This is a genomic window from Arthrobacter sp. Z1-9 (assembly GCF_054792695.1).
In genome coordinates, this window is record NZ_CP096456.1 from 1,573,015 (window position 1) to 1,595,290 (window position 22,276).

Here is a 22,276-nt window from a genome sequence, read left to right on the forward strand (position 1 = left end):
TTTTGTGTCTGCTGCTGGACCGGTCCTATGGAACGGCGGTGTGGCACAGGCCTGAGGAAGCTAAGCCTTGGGCCGGAGCTTGATATTGGTCATTTTGAGGTCGTCGGTGCCTTCAAAGCCGTAAGCCAGATCCACTTCCTTGCCCTCGCAGGTGATGACGCCCGCTACGTCCGCGGCCTTGACCCCGTTGTCGGTGGTTATCTGGACGTCGTTGTAGGACGGCTTGCACTGGCCGTTCATCTCCAGGGTTCCCACTCCGGTGATAAACGCTTCCTTGGACAGCTGTTCCTTCAGCGCGGGGTCCAGGTATTCATCGTAGGCCCGGGAGCTTTGGCCGCTGATGACCAGCTTGGTGAAACCGTCGGCGAGGCCCCTGGCCTGGTTGGTGGCGCTGCCCACGACGTTTACCAGGATGACGATGCCCAGGACCACCAGGAGCAGGACGCCGCCAATGCCCGCCAAAATGATCCACAGTTTCCGCCGGCTCTTGACCGGTGGCTGCCGGCCCGGCAGCCCGAACGGGCCCGGTTCCCCGTAGGCGCCGGCAGGAGCATGCCCGCCCTGGCCCCGCAGTTGCTGCGGGGGTATGGGTGGCTGCTGCAGCACCTGTGCGGGCTGCCCCGGCTGGTACGGATCCTGAGGATTGCCCAAAGATGGAGCCTTTCCTGCGTGGTGCATGGCACCGCCTGGTTGCGGGGGCCCTCCGGCCCGTAAATGACTTGGAACAGCCTATAGCCCGCGCTGGCGGCGCCGTACTTTCATGGCGGTCCGGCGGCCGTACTTTCGCGCTGGTCCGGCGGCAGGTCAGCTGCCCTGCGGGCCCCGGTCCAGCAGGGGCTGCACCCGGAAGGGGATGAGTTCACCCATGGCCAGCGCGGTATCGGTCCGGTCGACGCCGTCGCAGGCCAGGATCTTCCCGTTAATGCGGAAGAGGTCCTCGGCGTCCAGTGCCACCACGCGCAGCAGGAGGTCCGCGGATCCGGTGAGCCCGTAGCCCTCGAGGATTTCCGGGACGTCCGCCAGCTCCTTCGCCAGCTGAACAAGCTTTTGCTGCTGGACGTGGACGGAGATGAATGCCATCAGCGGATACCCGAGCGCAACCGGATTGATCCGGCGTTCGAAGGACAGGAAGACGTGCTTGTTCTCCAGCTGGGCCATCCGCGCCTGGACGGTATTCCTGGAGAGGCCGAGCTTCTGGGCCAGCGCCACCACCGTCCGCCGGGGATCCTGGGCCAAGGCCGACAGAAGGCGGGCGTCGGTGCCATCCAAAGCTTGCATAGTGCGCAACGTTAGCACCGTGATGAGCGGCCGCACAGAGCATTGTGCTCAGTGATCACCGTGGTGGTTGTACCCAATGAGCATTGTGAGTAGGGTCACAGTATCCGGAGCAACGGCGCCCGGGAGGCCGGCGGCCGGCGGGATCACAAGTCCCGGAACCGCTGGTCAACGACGTGAGAAGGTGCGGCTATCGTGTCTACAGACGAAACGGGCCAGGACGGCACAGGTGCCCCGGATACGGGTACCCATAATGCCGCTGCCGGTGCGGACAACCACGGGCAGGGCAAAGGCCTCGTCCAGCTGATTACTCCGTCGGGGGAGCGGGTGAGCCACCCCGAATTCGACCCCTGGGTCCAGGACATCACGGACGAGCAGTTGTGCTCGCTGTTCGAGGACATGACCGTCGTCCGGCGCATCGACGTCGAGGCCACGGCCCTCCAGAGGCAGGGTGAGCTTGCATTGTGGCCGCCGCTGCTGGGGCAGGAAGCAGCCCAGGTCGGCTCCGGGCGGGCCCTCCGCGCGGACGACTTTGTGTTCTCCAGCTACCGCGAAAACGGTGTTGCGTACTGCAGGGGAGTGGACCTGACGGACATAGTCCGGGTCTGGCGCGGAAACGCCTCCTCCGGCTGGGACCCGTACTCCATCAACATGGCAACGCCACAGATCATCATCGGAGCCCAGACGCTGCACGCCACCGGCTATGCCATGGGCATCCAGAACGACGGCGCCGATTCCGCGGCGGTGACGTACTTCGGCGACGGAGCGACCAGCGAGGGCGACGTCAACGAGGCAATGGTTTTCGCCGCCAGCTTCCAGGTGCCTGTGGTGTTCTTCTGCACCAACAACCAATGGGCCATCTCCGAACCGGTACGGCTTCAGTCGCACATCCAGCTGGCGGACAGGGCGGCCGGGTTCGGCATCCCGAGCCTGCGGGTGGACGGCAACGACGTCCTGGCCGTGATGGCCGCAACGCGTGTGGCCCTGGACCGTGCGCGGCGCGGCGGCGGTCCGACGTTCATCGAGGCCGTCAGCTACCGGATGGGTCCCCACACCACGGCCGATGACCCCACCCGTTACCGTGACGCCAACGAATTGGAGGACTGGGGAGCGAAGGATCCGATCAGCCGGGTGGAGGCACTCCTGGACCGCAAGGGGCTGCTGACGGCAGTGCTGAAACAACAGGTCAAGGACAAGGCCGACGCCGTAGCCCGGGAAATGCGGACAGGCTGCACCACCATGCCGGAGCCGCAGCCGATGGACGTGTTCAAGCACGTCTACAGCACCCCCAACTCCTGGCTGGACCGGCAGCAGGACCATTACGCCCGTTACCTGGCCTCCTTTGGTGATCCCGAAGAGGCCGTATCAGAAGAAGGTGCACGCTGATGACCCAGATGACCTTTGCCCGCGCAATCAACGCCGGCCTTCGCAAAGCCCTGGAGAGCGACCCCAAGGTGGTCCTCCTGGGCGAGGACATCGGTGCCCTGGGCGGCGTCTTCAGGATTACGGACGGCCTCCAGAAGGACTTCGGCAAGCACCGGGTGGTGGACACGCCCCTGGCAGAATCTGCGATCGTGGGAACGGCCGTGGGACTGGCCTACCGCGGCTACCGCCCCGTGGTGGAGATCCAGTTCGATGGTTTTGTCTACCCGGCGTTCGACCAGATCGTCAGCCAGGTGGCCAAGCTCCATTACCGGACACGCGGTGCCGTGAAGATGCCCATCACCATCCGGGTTCCGTTCGGCGGCGGCATCGGTTCCCCCGAGCACCACTCCGAGTCCCCGGAAGCCTACTTCACCCACACCTCAGGCCTGCGCGTGGTGACAGTCTCGAACCCGCAGGACGCCCATACCGTCATCCAGCAGGCCATCTCCTGCGATGACCCTGTCCTGTACTTCGAGCCCAAGCGCCGCTATCACGACAAGGGCGAGGTGGACGAGTCCCTCGACCTGCTCACCGCTGTGCCTATGGACCAGGCGAGGGTGCTGACGGAAGGCGCCGACGTCACCCTGGTGGCGTATGGCCCGCTGGTGAAGACGGCCCGCGACGCTGCCCTGGCCGCCGCGGACGAAGGCATCTCCATCGAGGTCATCGACCTGCGCTCGCTGGCCCCGGTGGACTACGACACCGTGGTGGCCTCGGTCCGCAAGACCGGCCGCCTGGTGGTGACGCACGAGGCCGGCCAGTCCGGCGGTATTGGTGCGGAGGTGGCAGCCAGCATCACGGAGCGGTGCTTCTACTACCTTGAGGCGGCGCCGGTCCGGGTGACCGGCTTCGACATCCCGTACCCGTATTCAAAGCTTGAGATGCACCACCTGCCGGGCCTGGACCGCATCCTCGACGGCGTGGACCGCGCCCTGGGCCGGCCGAATTCCCTCAGCGGGCTGGAAGGATGAGCGCCACCATGATCAAGGAATTCCGGCTCCCGGACCTGGGCGAAGGGCTTACTGAATCAGAAATCCTCAGCTGGAAGGTTGGCGTGGGGGATATCGTCAGCCTCAACCAGGTGATCGCCGAGGTCGAAACAGCCAAGGCAGTGGTGGAGCTTCCGTCCCCTTTTGCGGGAGTCATCCGGGAACTCCACGAACAGCCCGGCACCATTGTGGAGGTGGGCAAGCCCATCGTTTCGTTCGAAGTACCGGACGACGCCGGGACCCCCTCGTCAGCGTCCGGTGTCGCTTCGTCCCCTTCGTCCCCGGCGTCCCCTTCGTCTTCTGTGTCCCCGGCGGGACCGGAGTCGCAGGCGGCGCCGGAGGCCAGGAGGCAACCCAACCTGGTGGGGTACGGCGCCGTCGTCGAAAGCTCCGCCCGGCCGGAACGGCGCCCCCGCAACCTCCGCCTGGTGGTCGGCTCCAATGCACCCCGTTCCCCGGTGGTTGAGCCTGTCGAAGCGAAGCCTGTCGAAACCAAGCCCGTCGAGGCCACGTCCCCGGTGGCCGAGCCTGCCGGAACCCGCCCCCGGTCCACTCCGCCGGTGCGGAAGCTTGCCAAGGACCTGGGGGTGGACCTGGCAATGGTGGCCGGGACCGGACCGCAGGGCCTGATCACCCGCGAGGACGTCCAGCACTTTCTGGATGGCCGTTCGGCGGACGGCGCTGTTCCTGCCCGGGAAGCCCCCGGCGCCCCGGTTGCGCTGCAGGGCCGTCAAGGCGAGCGGGAAACCCGGACGCCCATCAAGGGGGTGCGGAAGTTCACGGCGGCCGCCATGGTGGCGAGCGCGTTCACCGCACCGCATGTCACCGAATTCCTCACCGTGGACGTTACGCCGGCCATGGAGCTGCTGGCCAAGCTGAGGAGCAATCGCGAATTCAGCGGGCACAAGCTGACCCCGCTCACCCTGGCGGCAAAAGCTGTGCTGATCGCCCTGCGGCGGAACCCTGCCCTCAACGCCCGCTGGGACGAGGCGAACCAGGAGATCGTGACGTTCAACTACGTGAACCTGGGCATCGCAGCCGCAACCCCACGGGGACTGACCGTTCCCAACATCAAGGACGCAGACTCGTTGTCCCTCCTCCAGCTCGCCGAGGCGCTGACCGCACTCACCGAAACGGCCCGGGCCGGCAAAACCACACCGGCGGACCTGTCCGGGGGAACCATCTCGATCACCAACATCGGCGTCTTCGGGATCGACGCGGGCACACCCATCCTCAACCCGGGGGAGGCTGCGATCCTCGCGCTCGGGGCGGTGCGGAACATGGCGTGGGAGTATCAGGGCCAGGTGGCCCTGCGCCAGGTCCTGACGCTAAGCCTGTCCTTTGACCACCGCCTGGTGGACGGTGAACAGGGCTCACGATTCCTGGCGGACGTCGGCGCCATCCTCGCGGAGCCCGGCATGGTCCTCACCATGGTCTAAACCAGGGGGTTTTGTCCGGATATGCAGGGTTTGGCGAGCCTTTTATCTCTGCATGTCCGGCACAACCCGGGTAATACATATCCGGACGAAACCCGGGCATTAGGGGGAGGCCTCTGGGGCTTCCACGAGCAGCGCGGCCAGGGCCATGCTCTCCAGCAGGGGACGGGCGGACTGTGCCGCCATCTTCCGGCCATGGCTGCGCACGGAGTGCGGTGTTGAGTTGATCAGCCCGAACGTGGCATGCGCCCGCATCCGGAGTTCGGTGACCTCCGTGTCCGGGTGCAGCTTTGCGAGGACGTCCACCCAGACTTCGACATAATTCAACTGCAGGGTCCGCACGGCCGCCTGGTCCTCGTCGGACAGGTTGCTGAAATCCCTGTCCTGTACCCGGATCACGTCCGGTTTGCCCAGGGCGAAGTCCACCTGGAACTCCACCAGGCAGCGCAGGGCGGATGCTGGATCGGGACTGCGGGCCACCACTTCAGTGCCGCCGTCGAGCAGTTCCTGGCTGACGGTCACCAGCAGGTCGGCGAGGACCGCCTGTTTACCGGGAAAGTGACGGTAGACGGCCGGGCCGCTTACCCCTGCCGCCGCTCCCAGGTCCTCAAGGGACACCCGGTTGAACCCGTTGACGGCGAACAGCGAAGCCGCAGCAGACAGCAGGGCCCGCCGCCGGTTTTCCTTCGCCTGACCGCGCTGGGTTGATGAGCCGCGCTGGGTTGGCGGGCTGCCATGGGTGGCCGGAACCCGGGTCGGCGGAACAAGTTCGGCAGTCGCGTGCTCCAGCGGGGAGCCGCGCCCGCCGGTCCGGGTGGCGTCAGTGCTGGCCACAGTTCCTCCTCAGGCCCGCAGATTTGCCAAGGCGGGATGTGTTGGACTTCACAGTTAATCCAGACTAACCTGAATTTCAGTTATTGGGCGCTAACCGAGTTGGCTTGTGGCGGCTCGGATCGGAACAGGAACGGACCGTCAATGGAGACCCTTGCCACCCGGCTTGACGCTACAGCCGAGGCTTATGCGTCAAACCGCGCCGCCCAGCTGTCGCTCGCCGGCGAGTTGCGGAAAAAGCTTGCTGACGCCGCCCTCGGCGGACCGGAAAAATCAAGGGAACGCCACGTGGCGAGGGGGAAACTCCTGCCCCGCGAGCGAATCGACCAACTGCTGGATGACGGCAGCCCTTTCCTTGAAATTGCGCCGCTTGCCGCCAACGGGATGTACAACTACGAAGCACCCGGCGCCGGCGTCATTGCCGGAATCGGACTGGTTCACGGCCGCCACGTGCTGGTGATCTCCAACGACGCCACCGTCAAGGGCGGAACGTACTATCCGATGACGGTGAAGAAGCACCTGCGGGCCCAGGAGGTTGCCCTCGAGAACCGGCTGCCGTGCATCTATTTGGTGGATTCCGGCGGAGCGTTCCTGCCCAAGCAGGATGAGGTCTTTCCGGACAGGGACCACTTCGGCCGCATCTTCTACAACCAGGCCAGGCTTTCAGCGGCCAAGATCCCCCAGATCGCCTCGGTCATGGGGTCCTGCACCGCGGGCGGCGCCTATGTTCCTGCCATGAGCGATGAAACCGTGATTGTCCGGAACCAGGGCACGATCTTCCTGGGCGGGCCGCCGCTGGTGAAGGCCGCGATCGGCGAAATCGTCAGTCCGGAAGAGCTCGGCGGCGGGGAAGTGCACTCGAGGATTTCCGGTGTGACGGATCACCTCGCCGAAAACGACGAGCATGCCCTGCAGATCATCCGGGACATCGTTGCCACGCTGCCGCCCCCGGCGCCGCCTGCGTGGGAGGTGGAGGCCGGCGTCGAACCTGCCGCAGACCCGGCGGGTCTCTATGGTGCGGTACCCACTGACGTCAACGCCCCCTACGACGTCCATGAGGTGATCGGCAGGCTGGTGGACGGCAGCCGGTTCCACGAATTCAAGAAGGAGTACGGCATCACCCTGGTGACGGGCTTCGCCAGGCTGCACGGGCATCCGGTAGGCATCGTGGCCAACAACGGGGTGCTGTTCAGTGAGTCCTCCCTCAAAGGGGCCCACTTCATCGAGCTCTGCGACCAGCGAGGCATCCCCCTGATATTCCTGCAGAACATCTCCGGGTTCATGGTGGGCAGGGACTCGGAGCAGGGCGGCATCGCCAAGAACGGCGCGAAGATGGTCACCGCCGTCGCCACGGCGCGGGTGCCCAAGCTGACAGTGGTAATCGGCGGCTCCTTCGGCGCAGGAAACTATTCCATGTGCGGCCGCGCCTATTCGCCGCGGTTTCTGTGGATGTGGCCGGCGGCCCGGATCTCCGTCATGGGCGGCAACCAGGCCTCCAGCGTCCTTGCCACCGTGAAGCGGGACCAGTACGAAGCCGCCGGCCAGGAATGGTCGGCCGAGGACGAGGAAGCCTTCAAGGCGCCCATCCGGCGGCAGTACGAGGACCAGGGCAGCCCGTACTACTCCACGGCAAGGCTGTGGGATGACGGCGTGATCGACCCCGCTGACACCCGCACCGTCCTTGGCCTGGCGCTGGACGTGGTGTCCCGCACGCCGCTGCCGGAAACCTCCTTCGGCCTCTTCAGGATGTGAGCCCGCAATGACCATTCCCCTATCACCCGCCACCCGTCAGGAGGCGGCAGCCACCGCAGACCCAGGGCAGCAGCCCCTGTTCAGCACGGTCCTGGTGGCCAACCGCGGCGAGATCGCCTGCCGCGTCATCCGCACCCTCCGCGCCCTGGGCATCCGGTCCGTTGCGGTGTACAGCGATGCCGACGCCGGCGCCCGGCACGTGCGCGAAGCAGACACAGCAGTGCGTATCGGCCCCGCCGCAGCCACCGAGAGCTACCTCAAGATCGAGGCCATCGTCGAGGCGTGCCGCAGGACGGGAGCGGAAGCGGTGCACCCGGGCTACGGCTTCCTGAGCGAGAACGCCGAGTTCGCCCGTGCCCTGGACCAGGCGGGCATCACCTTCATCGGCCCGGGAGTGGAGGCCCTGAACATGATGGGGGACAAGATCCGGTCCAAGAACCATGTGGCCGGCTACGGCGTCCCCGTGGTACCAGGGGTGGCGCAGCCGGGAATGACGGACGGGCAGCTGGTCCAGGCTGCCGCCGCCGTGGGTTTTCCGCTCCTGATCAAACCTTCCGCGGGTGGCGGCGGCAAGGGGATGCATGTGGTGGAACGTCCGGAGGACCTCGAGGCCGCGTTGGCCACGGCCCGGCGCGTGGCGGCGGGCGCCTTCGGCGACGACACCCTGTTCCTGGAACGCCTGGTGTCCGCACCGCGGCACATCGAGGTGCAGGTGCTCGCGGACAACCACGGCCACGTCATCCACCTCGGTGAACGTGAATGCTCGCTGCAGCGGCGGCACCAAAAGGTCATTGAAGAGGCGCCATCGCCGCTGCTCGAAGCCCTCCCGGAAGGTGGTGCGATCCGCGCCCGCATCGGCGAAGCCGCCTGCAACGCGGCCCGCAGCGTGAAGTACAGCGGCGCCGGAACAGTGGAGTTCCTCGTCTCCGACGATTCGCCGGAGGAGTTCTACTTCATGGAGATGAACACCCGGCTGCAGGTGGAGCATCCCGTCACCGAAATGGTGACCGGCATCGACCTCGTGGAATGGCAGGTGCGGATCGCCGCCGGAGAAGAACTCACCGTCCGGCAGGCCGACGTCGAACTTAACGGCCACGCTGTGGAGGCGCGGGTCTATGCCGAGGTGCCCGAGAAGAACTTCCTGCCGTCCACGGGGACAGTGCTCCTGCTGGACGAACTGCCCGGCCGGCCGGCCATGCCGGGCACGTACGCCCGGGGCCTGACAGCCGGCAATGGCACGGTGCGGGTGGACTCGTCCCTCGTCGAAGGGCTGGAGCTCTCGTCCAGCTATGACCCCATGATGTCCAAGGTCATCGCCTGGGGGAAGGACCGCGCGGCTGCCCTGGCTACCCTCGACGGGGCGCTCGCCGGATACACAGTGCTGGGGCTGGACACCAACGTGGAATACCTGCGGCTGCTGATCAATGATCCCGAGGTCCGTGCCGGCCGGCTCGATACCGGCCTGATCGAACGCAGACTTCCGGATCTCGCGTTCCGCCGGGCCGCCGAGGCCGAACTCGTGGCGGCAGCGCTCTTCACCGTCACCGCCGAGGAACAGAACAACGCACCCCTGCCGCCCGGACCCTGGCACGCGCGCAATGGCTGGCGGCTGGGAGCAGCGGCGCCCCGCAGGATCAGTCTGGGGACTCCCGACGGCGGAGTGGCAACAGTGCGCATCAGCGGCACCGAGGCCGGTGGTTCGGCAGGAGACGGAAAGGCAGGAGACGGAATGCCGGGTGGCGGCATGGCGGGTGCCGGCACTGGCTCTCAGGAAGCTGCCTCCGGCTGCACCGCCGCCGACGGAACGTTCCTGGTGGCCGTCGACAACGGGCCCTCCCGTCCGGCGCGGCTGGAAGTCCTGTCCCGCCGGGAGGTTGTGCTGACCCTCGACGGCCGCGCCACCACGTACGCCATCGCGCCGGTTTTCCGCGGCCCGGTGGCCCCGACACGTGATTCCCCGGTTGTTGGCGTACCCGCGGAGCTGTTCCTGGGCAATGAAGGCTGGTCCTGCCGGCTGGAGGTGCTGACCCGCGAGGCGCGGCTTGAGCGGGTACTTGCAGGCGTCCACCGGGAGGAGGGCGCAGCGGATCCGGCGGTGCGCTCGCCGATGCCGGGAACGGTGGTGTCCGTTCCGGTCAGCGACGGTGACACTGTCACGGCCGGGCAGGTGCTGGTTTCGGTGGAGGCGATGAAGATGGAGCATCAGCTGCTGGCGCCCCTGGACGGGACGGTCCGCCTCAGCATCCGGCCGGGCGACCTGGTGAAGGCGGACCAGGTGCTGGCCACCATCCACCCGCAGCCCACCGACGTTTCCCGCGACAGCCCACCCGGCAGCGCCGCCGACACCGCCGGTCCCGCGGGCAGCACCGACATCCCAGGCATCGAATCAACACAGGGCAAAGGAGCCTAGACATGGCAGGTTTTGAACTCAGCGAGGAATACCGGGACCTCAGCGACACCGTCCGGGACTTCGCCGACAACGTCGTAGCCCCCGTATCGGCCAAGCACGACGAGGAACACAGCTTCCCGTACGAAGTAGTGAAGCAAATGGCAGAGATGGGGCTGTTCGGCCTGCCCTTCCCCGAGGAGTTCGGCGGAATGGGCGGCGACTACTTCGCCCTGGCCCTCGCACTGGAGCAGCTGGGCCGGGTGGACCAGTCCGTTGCGATCACCCTGGAGGCGGGAGTCTCCCTCGGTGCCATGCCGGTCTACCGCTTCGGGACCGAGGAGCAGAAGCAGGAGTGGCTGCCCGTGCTGGCGTCAGGCGAGGCGCTCGCCGGCTTCGGCCTGACCGAACCGGAGGCAGGATCGGATGCCGGCGGCACCAAGACCCACGCCCGGCGTGAGGGCGGGAACTGGGTGATCAACGGCAACAAGGAGTTCATCACCAACTCGGGAACGGACATCACCCGCCTGGTGACCGTCACCGCCGTCACCGGCCGGAAGGAGCGCGTGGACGGCACTGTCCAGAAGGAAATTTCCACCATCCTGGTGCCCACGGACACCCCCGGCTTCAAGGCGGAGAAGCCCTATAACAAGGTGGGCTGGAACGCGTCGGATACCCACCCGCTGACGCTCAAGGACGTGCGGGTCCCGGAGGCAAACCTGCTGGGAGCGGAGGGCCGCGGCTACGCCAACTTCCTGTCCATCCTGGATGAGGGCCGCATCGCCATCGCAGCACTGGCCACCGGCGCAGCCCAGGGCTGCGTGGACCTTTCGGTCAAGTACGCCAAGGAACGCAGCGCCTTCGGACACCAGATCGGCAAGTACCAGGCCATCTCCTTCAAGATCGCACGAATGGAAGCCCGGGCCCATACTGCCCGCCTCGCCTACTACGATGCGGCCTTCCGCATGCTTGCCGGAAAGCCGTTCAAGACCCAGGCGGCCATCGCTAAGATGGTCGCAGGCGAGGCGGCCATGGACAATGCACGGGATGCCACCCAGGTGTTCGGCGGCTATGGCTTCATCAACGAGTTCACCGTGGCACGCCACTACCGCGACTCCAAGATCCTTGAAGTGGGGGAGGGCACCACGGAGGTCCAGCTGATGCTGATCGCCCGCGAACTGGGTCTGTAGTATCCGGGACAGTAGCCGGCCTGAAAGGATCACCGATGATTGACAAGGTTGTTGCCACCGCCGAGGAAGCAGTGGCGGACATCCCGGACGGCGCTTCCCTCGCCGTGGGCGGTTTCGGTCTGTGCGGCATCCCCGTGTCCCTCATTGACGCCCTGCACCGGGCCGGCACGTCGGAGCTGGAAACGGTCAGCAACAACTGCGGCGTGGACGACTGGGGCCTGGGCATCCTGCTGCGCGACGGGCGGATCCGGCGCACCATCAGCTCATACGTCGGCGAAAACAAGGAGTTCGCCCGGCAGTACCTGGCCGGCGAGCTCGAGGTGGTACTCACGCCGCAGGGAACACTGGCTGAGAAACTGCGGGCAGGCGGTGCCGGCATCCCGGCCTTCTATACCAAGGCAGGGGTGGGTACCCAGGTGTCCGAGGGCGGCCTGCCCCAGAAGTACGACGCCGAGGGCGGCATCGCCGTCGCATCAGCCCCGAAGGAGGTACGCTCCTTTGCCGGGGTTGACTACGTGCTGGAGGAGGCCTGCACCCCGGACTTCGGGCTGGTCCACGCGTGGAAGGGCGACCGCCACGGAAACCTGGTCTTCCACGCCACCGCCATGAACTTCAACCCGCTGTGCGCCATGGCCGGGCGGATCACCATCGCCGAGGTGGAGGAACTCGTGGAGCCGGGCGAGCTGGACCCGGAGCACATCCATACTCCCGGGATCTTCGTCCAGCGGGTGGTACTGGCCCCCGACGCCGAGAAACGCATTGAGAAACGGACGGTTGCGCTGGTCCGCTCCGGACAGGAAGCGCCCGGACATTTTCGCGGCAACCAGCAGGCAGGAGCATAGCCATGGACCCCAACAGCCCTTATGCTCCCCGTCCGGAAGGCGTCCGGCCCGAGTACCGCCGCGCTGCCCAGCAGCACGGGGAACCCGCAAGCGGTGCCGGCCCCAGGGGCTGGACCCGGAATGAGCTCGCAGCCCGCGTGGCGCAGGAGCTCAGCAACGGCCAGTACGTCAACCTGGGCATCGGTATGCCAACCCTCATACCCAACTACATCCCCGCGGGCGTCGAAGTGGTGCTCCACTCCGAAAACGGAATTCTCGGCGTCGGCCCTTATCCGGCGGAGGACGCTGTTGATCCTGACCTGATCAATGCGGGCAAGGAAACTGTCACGGTCAACAAGGGTGCCGCATTCTTCGACTCGGCTTCCTCCTTCGGGATGATCCGGGGCGGCCATGTGGACGTCGCCGTCCTGGGCGCCATGGAAGTCGCCGCGAACGGTGACCTGGCCAACTGGATGATCCCGGGCAAGATGGTCAAGGGCATGGGCGGGGCCATGGACCTGGTGTTCGGTGCCAAGAAGGTGATTGTGATGATGGAGCACGTGGACCGCAACGGCAACCCGAAAATCGTCCAGCAGTGCTCCCTGCCCCTGACCGGCAAGGGCTGCGTGGACCGCATCATCACTGACCTGGCAGTCATCGACGTCGTCACGGATGATTCCGGGTCACGGCTGGTACTGCGCGAGCTGGCACCGAATGTTTCGATCGAGGACGTTGCGGCCGCAACCGGAGCGGAGCTTTTTGAAGAAGACCGGGAACTGACTGTATGACCGGGAACCACGGGGTTTCGGCAGGCTCAGGCATGGGCTCAAGCAGCGCAGAGCAGCGAGTGATCGAGCAGCGGGGGCTGTACTTCGATGAGCTGGAGGAAGGCGTGCTGTACGCCCACCGTCCCGGCCGCACCGTCACCGAAGCGGACAACGTCCTGTTCACCACCCTCACCATGAACACCCAGGCCCTCCACCTCGACGCGGCCTGGAGCGCCGGGCAGCCGTTCGGGCAGCGGCTGGTGAACTCCATGTTCACGTTGGCCACCATGGTGGGCCAGTCCGTTTCCCAGCTCACCCAGGGCACCATCATCGCCCAGCTTGGCCTGACCGACGTCTCCTTCCCGCACCCGCTGTACCACGGCGACACCCTGTACACAGAGACGGTCATCAGCGGGAAACGGCTTTCAAGCTCCCGGCCGGGCCAGGGCATCGTGACAATGGAGCACACCGGCCGCAACCAAAACGGCAATGTCGTGGCGCTCGCGAAGCGCAGCTGCCTGATGTGGACGCAGGCGGCGCATACCCCGCAGCCGGGCCCGGAAGAAGGGACAATAGCGCTATGACCTTTGTGATGGGCCCTGCCCTGCTCTTTTGCCCCGCGGACCGCCCGGAGCGTTATCAGAAGGCGGCCACCCGGGCCGACGCCGTCATCCTGGACCTCGAGGATGCGGTTGCGCCCGCCGACAAGCAACGCGCCCGCGGTGCCATCCTCGCCCAGGTGGGGACCACCGGTGAGGAGCCTGAACTGGATCCCAGCAGGACCATCATCAGGGTGAACCCGGCAGGGACCGAGGAATTCGAAAAGGACCTGCACTGCCTGGCGCACACCCCGTACCACACGGTCATGCTGGCCAAGGCGGAAACCGCCCAGCAGCTCCAAGCCCTTGACGGCTACCAGGTGATTGCGCTGTGTGAAACGGCAGCGGGTGTCCTCAACGCCCCCGCCATTGCCGCCGCTCCCAACGTGGTGGCCCTGATGTGGGGAGCCGAGGACCTGCTGGCCTCCCTGGGCGGGACCTCCAGCAGGAAGGACGACGGCGCCTACCGGGCTGTTGCACTCCACGCCCGGGCCTCAGTCCTCCTGGCCGCGCGTGCCTTCGGCAAGGAAGCCGTGGACGCCGTCTATACCAATATCCCCGACCTCACGGGCCTGGCAGCGGAAGCTGTGGACGCCGTAGCGTCAGGCTTCGGTTCCAAAGCCTGCATCCATCCCAGCCAGGCAGCCATAGTGCGGGGTGCCTACGCGCCCTCGGACGCGGAAGTCTCGGCGGCAGCAGAGCTCCTGCAGGCCGCGGCGGCGGCAGGGCAGGGCGTCTTCCAGTACAAAGGGCAGATGATTGACGGCCCCATCCTCAAGCACGCCGAGGCCGTCATCCGGCGCGCAGGTGAACACGTCTAGCGTTTCCGCCCGCTGGACCGCCGCAGCGAAACCGGTGGAATCGGCTCGTGGAGCAGCGTCCGCACCCACCGGTCCTCGGTCTCCCGGAACTCCCGGCGCGTCGCGAACCGGTAGTGGTAGCTGCGCACCCGCACCCAGCGCGGCGGCGCGCCGTCGAACGGGTCATGGCGGAGGAGCCGCAGGGTGGGGCGGTCCGCCTCCAGCAGCTTGGTAAGGAAGGCGTAAAACCACTCTTCGTGCACGCTCCTCAGCGGCAGGAACCACATGAGCCAGTCCAGCCGGAGATGGTACGGCGCCCACTGGCGAGGAATCCGGCGAAGGTCGCCGGGCTTGCCTTTGAAGCCGTATTCCCGCCACTCGGAGGAGCCGTCCGGATCGTCGTCGAGCGTCCCCTCCACCACAATCTCGATGCGCTTCTTGGTCACCGATCCGAACGCGCCGTAGGTGTTCACCAGCTGCCAGCGGTTGAAGCTGGCATTCATCAGCTGCCGGCGGGAAAACAGGTTGCGCAATGGCCAGTAACTGAGAACCACCAGCAGCAGGGTGACTGCCAGGGTAAGGACCAGCCACCACAGGGGAGTCTCCCTTTCCGCGCCGGCCCCGCCGTGCCAGTCCAGCGGGATCGCCGGCAGGACGGCATGGGCCACCGGGTCGCTGACTGCGGCGAATGCGAGCACAATGGCGATCCAGTTCAGCCAGGCGAAGTTGCCGCTGGCCACAAGCCACAACTGCGTCAGGATGACGATCGCCGCTGCCGCGCTGGCAACAGGCTGGGGGGCGAACAGGAAGAAGGGCACCACCAGCTGGGCGAAATGGTTGCCGAGCACTTCAACCTTATGGAGGGGCTTGGGCAGCAGATGCGCCTGCCGGCTCAGGGGTCCCGGCATGGGTTGGGTCTCGTGGTGGTAGTACAGGGCGGTCAGGTCACGCCACTCCCGGCCGCCGCGGATCTTGATCATTCCCGCGCCGAATTCCAGCCGGAACACCAGCCACACGATCAGGATCAGAATGGTACGCGGCGGGTCTGTCTGGTTTGAACCCAAAAAAGCAACCGTGAAGCCTGCCTCAAGGAGCAGCATCTCCCAGCCGAAGCCGTAGAACGTCTGGCCCACATTCACAATGGACATGTAGAGCAGCCACAGGCCCAGGAACGCAATGAGCGGAACCCAGGGCGGCCCCTGCTGGGGGATGCCGGCCACAAGCAGCGCCGATACCAGCAGCCCTGCCGCACAGACCCAGCGCAGCAACCGGTCGGAATACCGCCAGCGGAAAAGTGTGGGCCGGCGCAACCGGCTGAAACCGGAAAGATACTCGGGAGCCGGCAGGAGGCCCCGTTCACCCAGCAATGCCGGGAACTGGTTCAGTGAGGACAGGAACGCAACGAAATACAGTGCTGCCACCCCTCGCTGCAGCACCTGCCGGGCGAACTCGTAGTCCGGCGCATCGAACCAGGAGAGCCAGTCCACGCAATCCACGTTACGCCCGGCCGTCCCCTGGTCAAGGCGCAGCGCGTCGAGGATGGTGCGCGATACTTAAGCAATGCAGCCACGCAAGATCGCCCTCCTCGGATCCACCGGCTCCATCGGCACCCAGGCAATTGACGTCGTCGACGGCGCCCCGCACCTTTTCGAGGTGGTGGCCCTCAGCGCCGGAGGCGGCAACCTGGAACTCCTCGCCCGCCAGGCCGTGCACACCGGGGCGGCGGTTGTTGGCATTGCCGGCGGCGATCCCCGCCGGCTGGCCACGCTGATCGACGATGCCGCTGCCGCAGCGGGAAAGCAGGGCTACCGGCCGGAGATCATCGCCGGACCGGACGCCTCCACCCGGATCGCCGGGGTGGAAGCTGATGTGGTGCTCAACGGAATCACAGGTTCGATCGGCCTCGCACCCACACTGGCGGCCCTCAAGTCCGGCGCCACCCTGGCCCTGGCCAACAAGGAGTCCCTTATTGTGGGCGGCTCGCTGGTAAAGGCGGCAGCGCGGGAAGGACAGATCGTCCCGGTGGACTCTGAGCACTCGGCCATCGCCCAGTGCCTGCGTTCGGGATCAGCGGCCGAGGTGGAAAAACTGATCCTCACCGCCTCGGGCGGGCCTTTCCGCGGCAGGACCCGTGATGAGCTCCACGATGTCACGCCGCATGAGGCGCTGGCCCACCCCACCTGGGACATGGGCGTTATGGTGACCACCAACTCCGCCACCCTCGTGAACAAGGGATTGGAAGTCATCGAGGCGCACCTGCTGTTCGACGTGCCGCTGGACCGGATCGACGTCGTCGTCCATCCCCAGTCCGTGGTGCACTCCATGGTCCAGTTCATCGACGGGTCCATCATCGCCCAGGCATCCCCGCCGGACATGCGCCTGCCCATCGCGTTGGGGCTGGGCTGGCCGGACAGGGTGCCCGGTGCCGCCGCTGCCTGCGACTGGACCAAGGCGGCCACCTGGACTTTCGAGCCGTTGGACGTGGCCGCTTTCCCTGCCGTTGATCTGGCCAAGGATGCCGCCAGGCAGGGCAGCACGTACCCGGCCGTGTTTAACGCCGCCAACGAGGAAGCCGTGACGGCCTTCCACGCCGGCCGCATCAGGTTCACGGACATCGTGGACACGGTGGAAGCCGTTCTCAGTGAACACCCAGGCTCGTCCCGGCTGACAGTGGAAACCGTACTGGATGCTGAAAGCTGGGCACGCGCGCGCGCCAATGAACGTTTAGCAGTCAGCAGTCTCTAGGAAGCAGCAAGCACCCCCATGACCCCCGTTCTCCTCTTCGTCCTCGGTGTCGTCTTTGTGGCAATCGGCATCGCTGCCTCCATCGCGCTCCACGAAGTGGGCCACCTCCTGCCCGCCAAGCTCTTCAAGGTCCGCGTCACCAAGTACATGATCGGCTTCGGCCCCACCCTCTGGTCACGGCGGAAAGGGGAGACCGAGTACGGCGTGAAGGCCATCCCGCTGGGCGGCTACGTGTCCATGATCGGGATGTACCCGCCCAACAAGGAGGACGGATCCGTCCGTCCCTCCAGCACTGGGATGTTCCAGACCCTGGCCACGGAAGCACGGTCCATGGCCCACGACGAGGTGGGCCCCGGGGATGAGAACCGTGTGTTCTACCGGCTTCCGGTGTGGAAAAAGATCATCGTGATGCTGGGCGGGCCCGCCATGAACATGGTTCTGGGCGTTGTGCTGACGGCCGTCCTGCTGATGGGCTTTGGCATGGCCACGGCCACCACCACCATCTCCGACGTCTCCAAGTGCCAGGTGGCAGCAGGCGAGACCGTGGACCCTGAGTCAGCCGACTGCCAGCTCACGCCTGCGGCCGCGGCCGGCCTCAAACCCAACGACACCGTCACCTCCTTTGACGGCAAAGCCGTGACCAGCTGGGAACAGCTGACGGAGTGGATCCGGGCTTCTGCCGGCCGCGAGGTGGCCATCACCGTGGAGCGGGACGGCGCCCCGGTATCCACCACCGTCACTCCCGTGCTGTCGGCCCGGCCCATCATCGGTGCGGACGGGCGGCAGGCAACAGACGACGCCGGCACCCTCCTTTACCAGGACGTCGGCTTCCTGGGCATTGGTGCGCAGACGCAGCTGGTGGCCCAGCCGGCGTCGTCCGTTCTGCCCATGGCCGGGGAAAACATCCGGCAGGTGGCAGGAGTGGTCTTCAACCTGCCGGCGCGCGTGGTGGGCGTGGCGAAAGCTGCCTTCAGTGAGGAACCACGCGATCCCAACGGGCCCATCAGCGTGGTGGGCGTGGGCCGGGTAGCGGGTGAAGTGGCCGCGATGGAGGAGATTCCCGTCCAATCGCGCGTGGCCACCCTGGTTGGCCTGCTGGCCGGGCTGAACTTCGCCCTTGCGGTCTTCAACCTGATCCCGCTGTTGCCGCTTGACGGCGGCCACGTTGCCGGCGCCCTCTACGAAGGCGCCCGGCGCCAGCTGGCCAGGCTGTTCGGCAAGCCGGATCCCGGAGCCTTCGACATCGCCAAGCTGCTCCCGGTGACCTACGTGGTGGCAGCCCTGCTGATGGGCATGAGCGCGCTCCTCATCTACGCCGATATCGTGAAGCCGGTGAATCTTTTCGGCTGACATGGCAGGCCGGAGTTTCGCGGGAACCCGGCACTGGGTGATCCTTATCAGCTGCAAGCGGCTTATATTCAGTAATCAGCCACCTATGATTGATTACCGCCGATCAGCCGCCTAGGGTTATGGCATGTACGTTCTTACCATTGACCAGCGGGGCAGCTCCTCCGATGTCGACCGGGTCCCGGAGCTGATTTCCGCATTGCAGGGCCTCACCCCTGCGCCCTTTGAGCGCTCCGTTGGTGATGAGCTGCAAGGCGTCGTGGAGCATGCCGCAGAGGTGGTGGACATCGCTTTGCACGCGCTTCGGAGCGGCTATTGGTATGTCGGGATAGGCATCGGGACCGTGCAGCTGGCACCGGGGGACAGTCCCAGGGAAGGGTCCGGAAGCGGCTTCGTTGCGGCGCGCAAAGCCGTAGAACTTGCGAAGAGCGCAGCCGGCCAGGTTCCGCTGTCAGTGGTATCGGGCACCATGGGCCGTGGCAGGGAAATCCCGCCCCAGGCCAAGGAAGGTGCCGTATCCAGCGCAAACGCCCAGGCAGTGCTTCGCCTTCTGGGGAGGTTGGTGCAGCAGCGGACCCAGGCGCAGTGGCGGGTGGTGGACCGGCTGCGCGCATTACAGGGCGGGGAGGGCAGGCATGGCAGCCAGAAGCATGTGGCCCATGAGCTGGGAATTACGGAGCAATCGGTGAGCCGGGCCGTCCTTAGGTCCGGCTGGCAGGAAGAATGGGCAGCCAGGCCGGCAGCAGCAATGCTCCTGGATTATGCCCACGCCCGGATTGTCCGTCCCGAAAATGAAGGAGCCCGTTGACCGCGTTTTGGATTACTGCCGCGCTGCTGGTGTCAGGCTTCGCCGGCTGGCCGGTGACCGCCCTCGTGTTCCGTCTCGCCCGGACCATCGACGACAAAGCCGATGCCGCCAAGGCTGCTGAAGAGGCTAAGAGGGCAGCCGAGGACCCGTCCGCGGACGTCACGGTGGACGGGCCGCACGCCGAAACCCAGAATGTGGATGGCGAGCTGACTGCAGCGGCCGACGCGTCCCCGCCAGGTGCCCCCGCTTCCATGTCCCCGCCTCCCAGCCAGCGCATCCTTCGCGGAGGGGCAATCATTGGCGTCCTGGAACGGCTCGGCGTGTGCCTGGCGATCCTTACCGGCCAGCCCGTGGCCATCGCCTACATCGTTGCCATCAAGGGCCTGGGCAGGTTCGCCGAGTTGAAGGAAACGCCCGTGGCGGCCGAACGCTTCATCATCGGAACGCTGACCTCCATGCTGTGGGCGGCCGGAACGGCAGCGGTAGTCAAAGTAGTGTTCCTATCGTAGGAACGGTCGGGGCCGGGCCCGCCGCCCGGCCAAAACTGCTGCCAGGCCTGCCCGGATGGGTGCAAGGGCAGGCAGGGCGATAGGGTAGCGGTATGACTGTTTTTGCCGTTGAGTACGTTTACGCCGCCGATTCCACCGAAGCCCGCAACGAGGCACGGCCAGCGCACCGCGAATGGCTCGCGGGCCTTGCGCAGGACGGTGCCGTCCTGGCCAGCGGACCCTACGGTGACGGGGCCGGAGCGCTCCTGATCTTTAAGACAGCAGACGAGGCCGCCCTCAACTCGATCCTCAAGCAGGATCCCTTTGCCGCCGCCGGAGTCATCGCCGGGACCCGCATCACGGAGTGGTCACCCATCATCGGCGTGCTCGCCGGTCTCACCGCGTAGCCTCTTCAACACCCTTTCAACTCTAGGAGTCCACGTGACCTCGGTCAGCCTGGGAATGCCGTCAGCACCGCCGCCCGTCCTCGCCCCCCGCCGCAAGACCCGCCAGATCAAGGTCGGTTCCGTAGGGGTGGGCTCAGACTTCCCCATCAGCGTGCAGTCCATGACCACCACACCCACCACGGACATCAACGCCACCCTGCAGCAGATTGCTGAGCTGACTGCGTCCGGCTGCGATATTGTACGCGTCGCCTGCCCCTCTGCGGATGATGCCGAAGCGTTGCCGATCATCGCCAAAAAGTCCCAGATCCCGGTCATCGCGGACATCCACTTCCAGCCCAAATACGTCTTCGCGGCCATCGAAGCCGGCTGCGCCGCAGTGCGCGTGAACCCCGGCAACATCCGGAAGTTCGATGACCAGGTCAAGGAAATTGCGGCCGCAGCCCGGGACCACGGCACCTCCATCCGCATCGGCGTGAACGCAGGTTCGCTGGAGCCCGGCATCCTGAAGAAGTACGGCAAGGCAACTCCCGAGGCATTGGTGGAGTCCGCCGTCTGGGAGGCTTCCCTGTTTGAGGAGCACGGCTTCCACGACTTCAAAATTTCCGTCAAGCACAACGACCCCGTGATCATGGTGGCGGCGTACGAGATGCTGGCGGAAAAAGGTGACTGGCCGCTGCACCTCGGCGTGACCGAGGCAGGCCCTGCCTTCCAAGGAACCATCAAGTCCGCCACCGCCTTCGGTGCCCTCCTGTCCCGGGGCATCGGCGACACCATCCGTGTTTCCCTCTCGGCCCCGCCGGTAGAGGAAATCAAGGTGGGCAACCAGATTCTCCAGTCATTGAACCTGCGCCCCCGCAAGCTGGAAATTGTCTCCTGCCCGTCCTGCGGCCGGGCCCAGGTGGACGTCTACACACTGGCCGAACAGGTAACGGCAGGCTTGGAAGGAATGGAGATTCCGCTGCGGGTGGCAGTCATGGGCTGCGTGGTGAACGGACCAGGCGAGGCCCGGGAAGCGGATCTTGGTGTTGCTTCCGGCAACGGCAAGGGCCAAATTTTTGTGAAGGGCGAAGTCATCAAGACTGTCCCTGAGAGCCAAATTGTTGAGACACTGATCGAAGAGGCCATGCGTATCGCGGAAGAGATGGGGGAGGCCGATGGCGAAGATGCTGTCAAGGGTAGCCCCGTGGTTAGCGTCTCGTAAGGACGTCCCTGATCCGCCGGGGATCTTCGTCCGCACCCTGGACGGGACGGACACGGCCGCGCTGAGGCTGCTGGCACAGCGCGATCCGGTAACAAACGTCTTCATCCTCGCCCATCTGCGCGCTGCCGGCACCGCCGCCCCTACCAGCGGCGGGGCCGGTGTCATCGGTGTGTTCGACGACGGCATCCTGGTGGGCGCCTGCTGGGCAGGGGCCAACCTGGTTCCGGTCCAACTGGACCCTGCGTTGGCCGGAGCGGTTGCGGAAGCAGCCAACGCCTCGGGGCGGCGTTACGCCTCGGCTTTCGGCCCGGCACCCGCAGTGCTGGCTCTCCACGCGGAGCTGGTGGAACGGGGCCACCGGGCTCACGAAGTACGCGACGAACAGCCCCTCATGACCATCGAGGGCCCGCCGCTGGTCGCATCGAATCCCGGGCTCGGACCGGGCAACCTCGCCGACTTTGACCGCATCCTTCCAGCCTGCGCCGCCATGTTTGAAGAGGAAGTGGGCTATTCCCCCTTCCTGGGCGGCCGGGAGTTCTACAGCCGGCGCGTGGAAGGACTCATCCGCCAAGGCCACTCACTGGCGCACCTGAACAACACAGGCGACGTGGTGTTCAAAGCCGAACTGGGCGCCGTCACGTCCGAGGTCACCCAGATCCAAGGCGTCTGGATGAACCCGCTCTACCGGGGCCAAGGGCTCAGTTCCGGGTACATGGCCGCCGTAGTGGAGCAGGCCAGGAAGATTGCCCCCATCACCAGCCTTTACGTGAATGGCTTCAACCTTCGCGCGCGGGCCACCTACGAGCGGGTCGGGTTCCGGCAGGTGGGAACCTTCGCTACCGTGCTGTTCTAGGCATAAATATGTCCAAAAACAAGACTTCGCTATGAAATTGCTTGTCAATGGTGCCCGTCATCACCTACGTTCGATCTAGCTGCGCTGGAGTGGCGTGGGCGGTCTCACCAGTCCTCACCAGTACTTAGGCGATAACGGCGTTGAGCCACGCCCGGA

General features: G+C 66.0%; 21 protein-coding genes. 17 read left to right on the top strand and 4 right to left on the bottom strand.

The annotated features are described in order from the left end of the window. Positions 1-60: 60 nt before the first annotated feature. Positions 61-651, bottom strand: coding sequence for a hypothetical protein (locus M1D93_RS07200; protein WP_461174450.1), 591 nt, complete (start codon positions 649-651; stop codon positions 61-63). Positions 652-804: 153 nt separating this feature from the next. Then, the gene (locus tag M1D93_RS07205; RefSeq protein WP_461174451.1) at positions 805-1,278 is read right to left on the bottom strand and encodes an Lrp/AsnC family transcriptional regulator; all 474 of its coding nucleotides are present in this window, start codon (positions 1,276-1,278) and stop codon (positions 805-807) included. A 192-nt stretch (positions 1,279-1,470) separates the two neighbouring features. Between M1D93_RS07205 and pdhA the strand changes: the two genes are divergently transcribed. Genes pdhA through M1D93_RS07220 form a run of 3 tightly spaced genes read left to right on the top strand, consistent with a single transcriptional unit; the run spans position 1,471 to position 5,128 of the window. After that, the gene (pdhA, locus tag M1D93_RS07210) at positions 1,471-2,661 is read left to right on the top strand and encodes a pyruvate dehydrogenase (acetyl-transferring) E1 component subunit alpha (RefSeq protein WP_461174452.1); all 1,191 of its coding nucleotides are present in this window, start codon (positions 1,471-1,473) and stop codon (positions 2,659-2,661) included. Beyond that, on the top strand, positions 2,661-3,671 hold the full coding sequence (locus M1D93_RS07215; RefSeq protein WP_461174453.1) for an alpha-ketoacid dehydrogenase subunit beta: 1,011 nt from the start codon (positions 2,661-2,663) through the stop codon (positions 3,669-3,671). The genes pdhA and M1D93_RS07215 overlap by 1 nt, the downstream gene beginning before the upstream one ends. Continuing rightward, positions 3,668-5,128, top strand: coding sequence for a dihydrolipoamide acetyltransferase family protein (locus tag M1D93_RS07220; protein ID WP_461174454.1), 1,461 nt, complete (start codon positions 3,668-3,670; stop codon positions 5,126-5,128). The genes M1D93_RS07215 and M1D93_RS07220 overlap by 4 nt, the downstream gene beginning before the upstream one ends. Positions 5,129-5,227: 99 nt before the next feature. Here M1D93_RS07220 and M1D93_RS07225 read toward each other — a convergent pair whose 3' ends face one another. Then, positions 5,228-5,959 (bottom strand): SACE_7040 family transcriptional regulator, encoded by a 732-nt coding sequence (locus M1D93_RS07225; RefSeq protein ID WP_461174455.1) that lies wholly within the window; start codon positions 5,957-5,959, stop codon positions 5,228-5,230. Positions 5,960-6,100: 141 nt separating this feature from the next. On the opposite strand from M1D93_RS07225, the gene M1D93_RS07230 reads away from it, so the two are divergent. The 7 genes from M1D93_RS07230 to M1D93_RS07260 are packed head-to-tail and all read left to right on the top strand — an operon-like array spanning position 6,101 to position 14,292. Then, the gene (locus M1D93_RS07230; protein WP_461174456.1) at positions 6,101-7,708 is read left to right on the top strand and encodes a carboxyl transferase domain-containing protein; all 1,608 of its coding nucleotides are present in this window, start codon (positions 6,101-6,103) and stop codon (positions 7,706-7,708) included. 7 nt (positions 7,709-7,715) lie between these two features. Continuing rightward, on the top strand, positions 7,716-10,118 hold the full coding sequence (locus tag M1D93_RS07235; protein WP_461174457.1) for an acetyl/propionyl/methylcrotonyl-CoA carboxylase subunit alpha: 2,403 nt from the start codon (positions 7,716-7,718) through the stop codon (positions 10,116-10,118). Positions 10,119-10,120: 2 nt separating this feature from the next. Then, entirely contained in the window at positions 10,121-11,284 is a 1,164-nt protein-coding gene (locus M1D93_RS07240) for an acyl-CoA dehydrogenase family protein (protein WP_461174458.1), read from the top strand. Positions 11,285-11,319: 35 nt separating this feature from the next. Beyond that, positions 11,320-12,126, top strand: coding sequence for a CoA transferase subunit A (locus tag M1D93_RS07245; protein ID WP_461174459.1), 807 nt, complete (start codon positions 11,320-11,322; stop codon positions 12,124-12,126). A 2-nt stretch (positions 12,127-12,128) separates the two neighbouring features. Then, on the top strand, positions 12,129-12,893 hold the full coding sequence (locus M1D93_RS07250; protein WP_461174460.1) for a CoA transferase subunit B: 765 nt from the start codon (positions 12,129-12,131) through the stop codon (positions 12,891-12,893). Then, positions 12,890-13,456 (top strand): MaoC family dehydratase, encoded by a 567-nt coding sequence (locus M1D93_RS07255; RefSeq protein WP_461174461.1) that lies wholly within the window; start codon positions 12,890-12,892, stop codon positions 13,454-13,456. Before M1D93_RS07250 ends, M1D93_RS07255 begins: the two co-directional genes overlap by 4 nt. Next, complete coding sequence (locus tag M1D93_RS07260; RefSeq protein ID WP_461174462.1) at positions 13,453-14,292, top strand: HpcH/HpaI aldolase/citrate lyase family protein; 840 nt, start codon at positions 13,453-13,455, stop codon at positions 14,290-14,292. Before M1D93_RS07255 ends, M1D93_RS07260 begins: the two co-directional genes overlap by 4 nt. On the opposite strand, the gene M1D93_RS07265 is transcribed toward M1D93_RS07260, so the two are convergent. Beyond that, complete coding sequence (locus M1D93_RS07265; protein WP_461174463.1) at positions 14,289-15,758, bottom strand: lipase maturation factor family protein; 1,470 nt, start codon at positions 15,756-15,758, stop codon at positions 14,289-14,291. The two genes, M1D93_RS07260 and M1D93_RS07265, sit on opposite strands and share 4 nt — an antisense overlap. A 73-nt stretch (positions 15,759-15,831) precedes the next feature. On the opposite strand from M1D93_RS07265, the gene dxr reads away from it, so the two are divergent. The 7 genes from dxr (at position 15,832) to M1D93_RS07300 (ending at position 22,120) form a co-directional block, all read left to right on the top strand. Continuing rightward, positions 15,832-17,016 carry a 1-deoxy-D-xylulose-5-phosphate reductoisomerase gene (gene dxr, locus M1D93_RS07270; protein WP_461174464.1) on the top strand — a complete coding sequence of 395 codons (1,185 nt, stop codon included), beginning with the start codon at positions 15,832-15,834 and terminating at the stop codon, positions 17,014-17,016. An 18-nt stretch (positions 17,017-17,034) separates the two neighbouring features. Then, on the top strand, positions 17,035-18,366 hold the full coding sequence (locus M1D93_RS07275; RefSeq protein WP_461174465.1) for a M50 family metallopeptidase: 1,332 nt from the start codon (positions 17,035-17,037) through the stop codon (positions 18,364-18,366). Positions 18,367-18,490: 124 nt separating this feature from the next. Continuing rightward, a complete protein-coding gene (locus M1D93_RS07280; RefSeq protein WP_461174466.1) occupies positions 18,491-19,171 on the top strand; it encodes a MarR family transcriptional regulator in 681 nt (226 codons plus the stop codon). Next, on the top strand, positions 19,168-19,680 hold the full coding sequence (locus M1D93_RS07285) for a hypothetical protein (RefSeq protein WP_461174467.1): 513 nt from the start codon (positions 19,168-19,170) through the stop codon (positions 19,678-19,680). Before M1D93_RS07280 ends, M1D93_RS07285 begins: the two co-directional genes overlap by 4 nt. Before the next feature lie 92 nt (positions 19,681-19,772). Continuing rightward, positions 19,773-20,066, top strand: a complete 294-nt coding sequence (locus M1D93_RS07290) for a YciI family protein (RefSeq protein WP_461174468.1) — start codon at positions 19,773-19,775, stop codon at positions 20,064-20,066. 34 nt (positions 20,067-20,100) lie between these two features. Next, entirely contained in the window at positions 20,101-21,267 is a 1,167-nt protein-coding gene (gene ispG, locus M1D93_RS07295; protein WP_104042819.1) for a flavodoxin-dependent (E)-4-hydroxy-3-methylbut-2-enyl-diphosphate synthase, read from the top strand. After that, complete coding sequence (locus tag M1D93_RS07300) at positions 21,230-22,120, top strand: GNAT family N-acetyltransferase (RefSeq protein ID WP_461174956.1); 891 nt, start codon at positions 21,230-21,232, stop codon at positions 22,118-22,120. The genes ispG and M1D93_RS07300 overlap by 38 nt, the downstream gene beginning before the upstream one ends. Positions 22,121-22,276 lie beyond the last annotated feature (156 nt).

Bases quoted from the DNA above. Each gene is read 5' to 3' on its own strand.
- M1D93_RS07205 (WP_461174451.1), bottom strand. From the start codon at position 1,278: ATGCAAGCTTTGGATGGCACCGACGCCCGCCTTCTGTCGGCCTTGGCC.
- M1D93_RS07215 (WP_461174453.1), top strand. From the start codon at position 2,661: ATGACCCAGATGACCTTTGCCCGCGCAATCAACGCCGGCCTTCGCAAA.
- M1D93_RS07220 (WP_461174454.1), top strand. From the start codon at position 3,668: ATGAGCGCCACCATGATCAAGGAATTCCGGCTCCCGGACCTGGGCGAA.
- M1D93_RS07230 (WP_461174456.1), top strand. From the start codon at position 6,101: ATGGAGACCCTTGCCACCCGGCTTGACGCTACAGCCGAGGCTTATGCG.
- M1D93_RS07235 (WP_461174457.1), top strand. From the start codon at position 7,716: ATGACCATTCCCCTATCACCCGCCACCCGTCAGGAGGCGGCAGCCACC.
- M1D93_RS07240 (WP_461174458.1), top strand. From the start codon at position 10,121: ATGGCAGGTTTTGAACTCAGCGAGGAATACCGGGACCTCAGCGACACC.
- M1D93_RS07245 (WP_461174459.1), top strand. From the start codon at position 11,320: ATGATTGACAAGGTTGTTGCCACCGCCGAGGAAGCAGTGGCGGACATC.
- M1D93_RS07250 (WP_461174460.1), top strand. From the start codon at position 12,129: ATGGACCCCAACAGCCCTTATGCTCCCCGTCCGGAAGGCGTCCGGCCC.
- M1D93_RS07255 (WP_461174461.1), top strand. From the start codon at position 12,890: ATGACCGGGAACCACGGGGTTTCGGCAGGCTCAGGCATGGGCTCAAGC.
- M1D93_RS07260 (WP_461174462.1), top strand. From the start codon at position 13,453: ATGACCTTTGTGATGGGCCCTGCCCTGCTCTTTTGCCCCGCGGACCGC.
- dxr (WP_461174464.1), top strand. From the start codon at position 15,832: ATGCAGCCACGCAAGATCGCCCTCCTCGGATCCACCGGCTCCATCGGC.
- M1D93_RS07275 (WP_461174465.1), top strand. From the start codon at position 17,035: ATGACCCCCGTTCTCCTCTTCGTCCTCGGTGTCGTCTTTGTGGCAATC.
- M1D93_RS07280 (WP_461174466.1), top strand. From the start codon at position 18,491: ATGTACGTTCTTACCATTGACCAGCGGGGCAGCTCCTCCGATGTCGAC.
- M1D93_RS07290 (WP_461174468.1), top strand. From the start codon at position 19,773: ATGACTGTTTTTGCCGTTGAGTACGTTTACGCCGCCGATTCCACCGAA.
- M1D93_RS07300 (WP_461174956.1), top strand. From the start codon at position 21,230: ATGCTGTCAAGGGTAGCCCCGTGGTTAGCGTCTCGTAAGGACGTCCCT.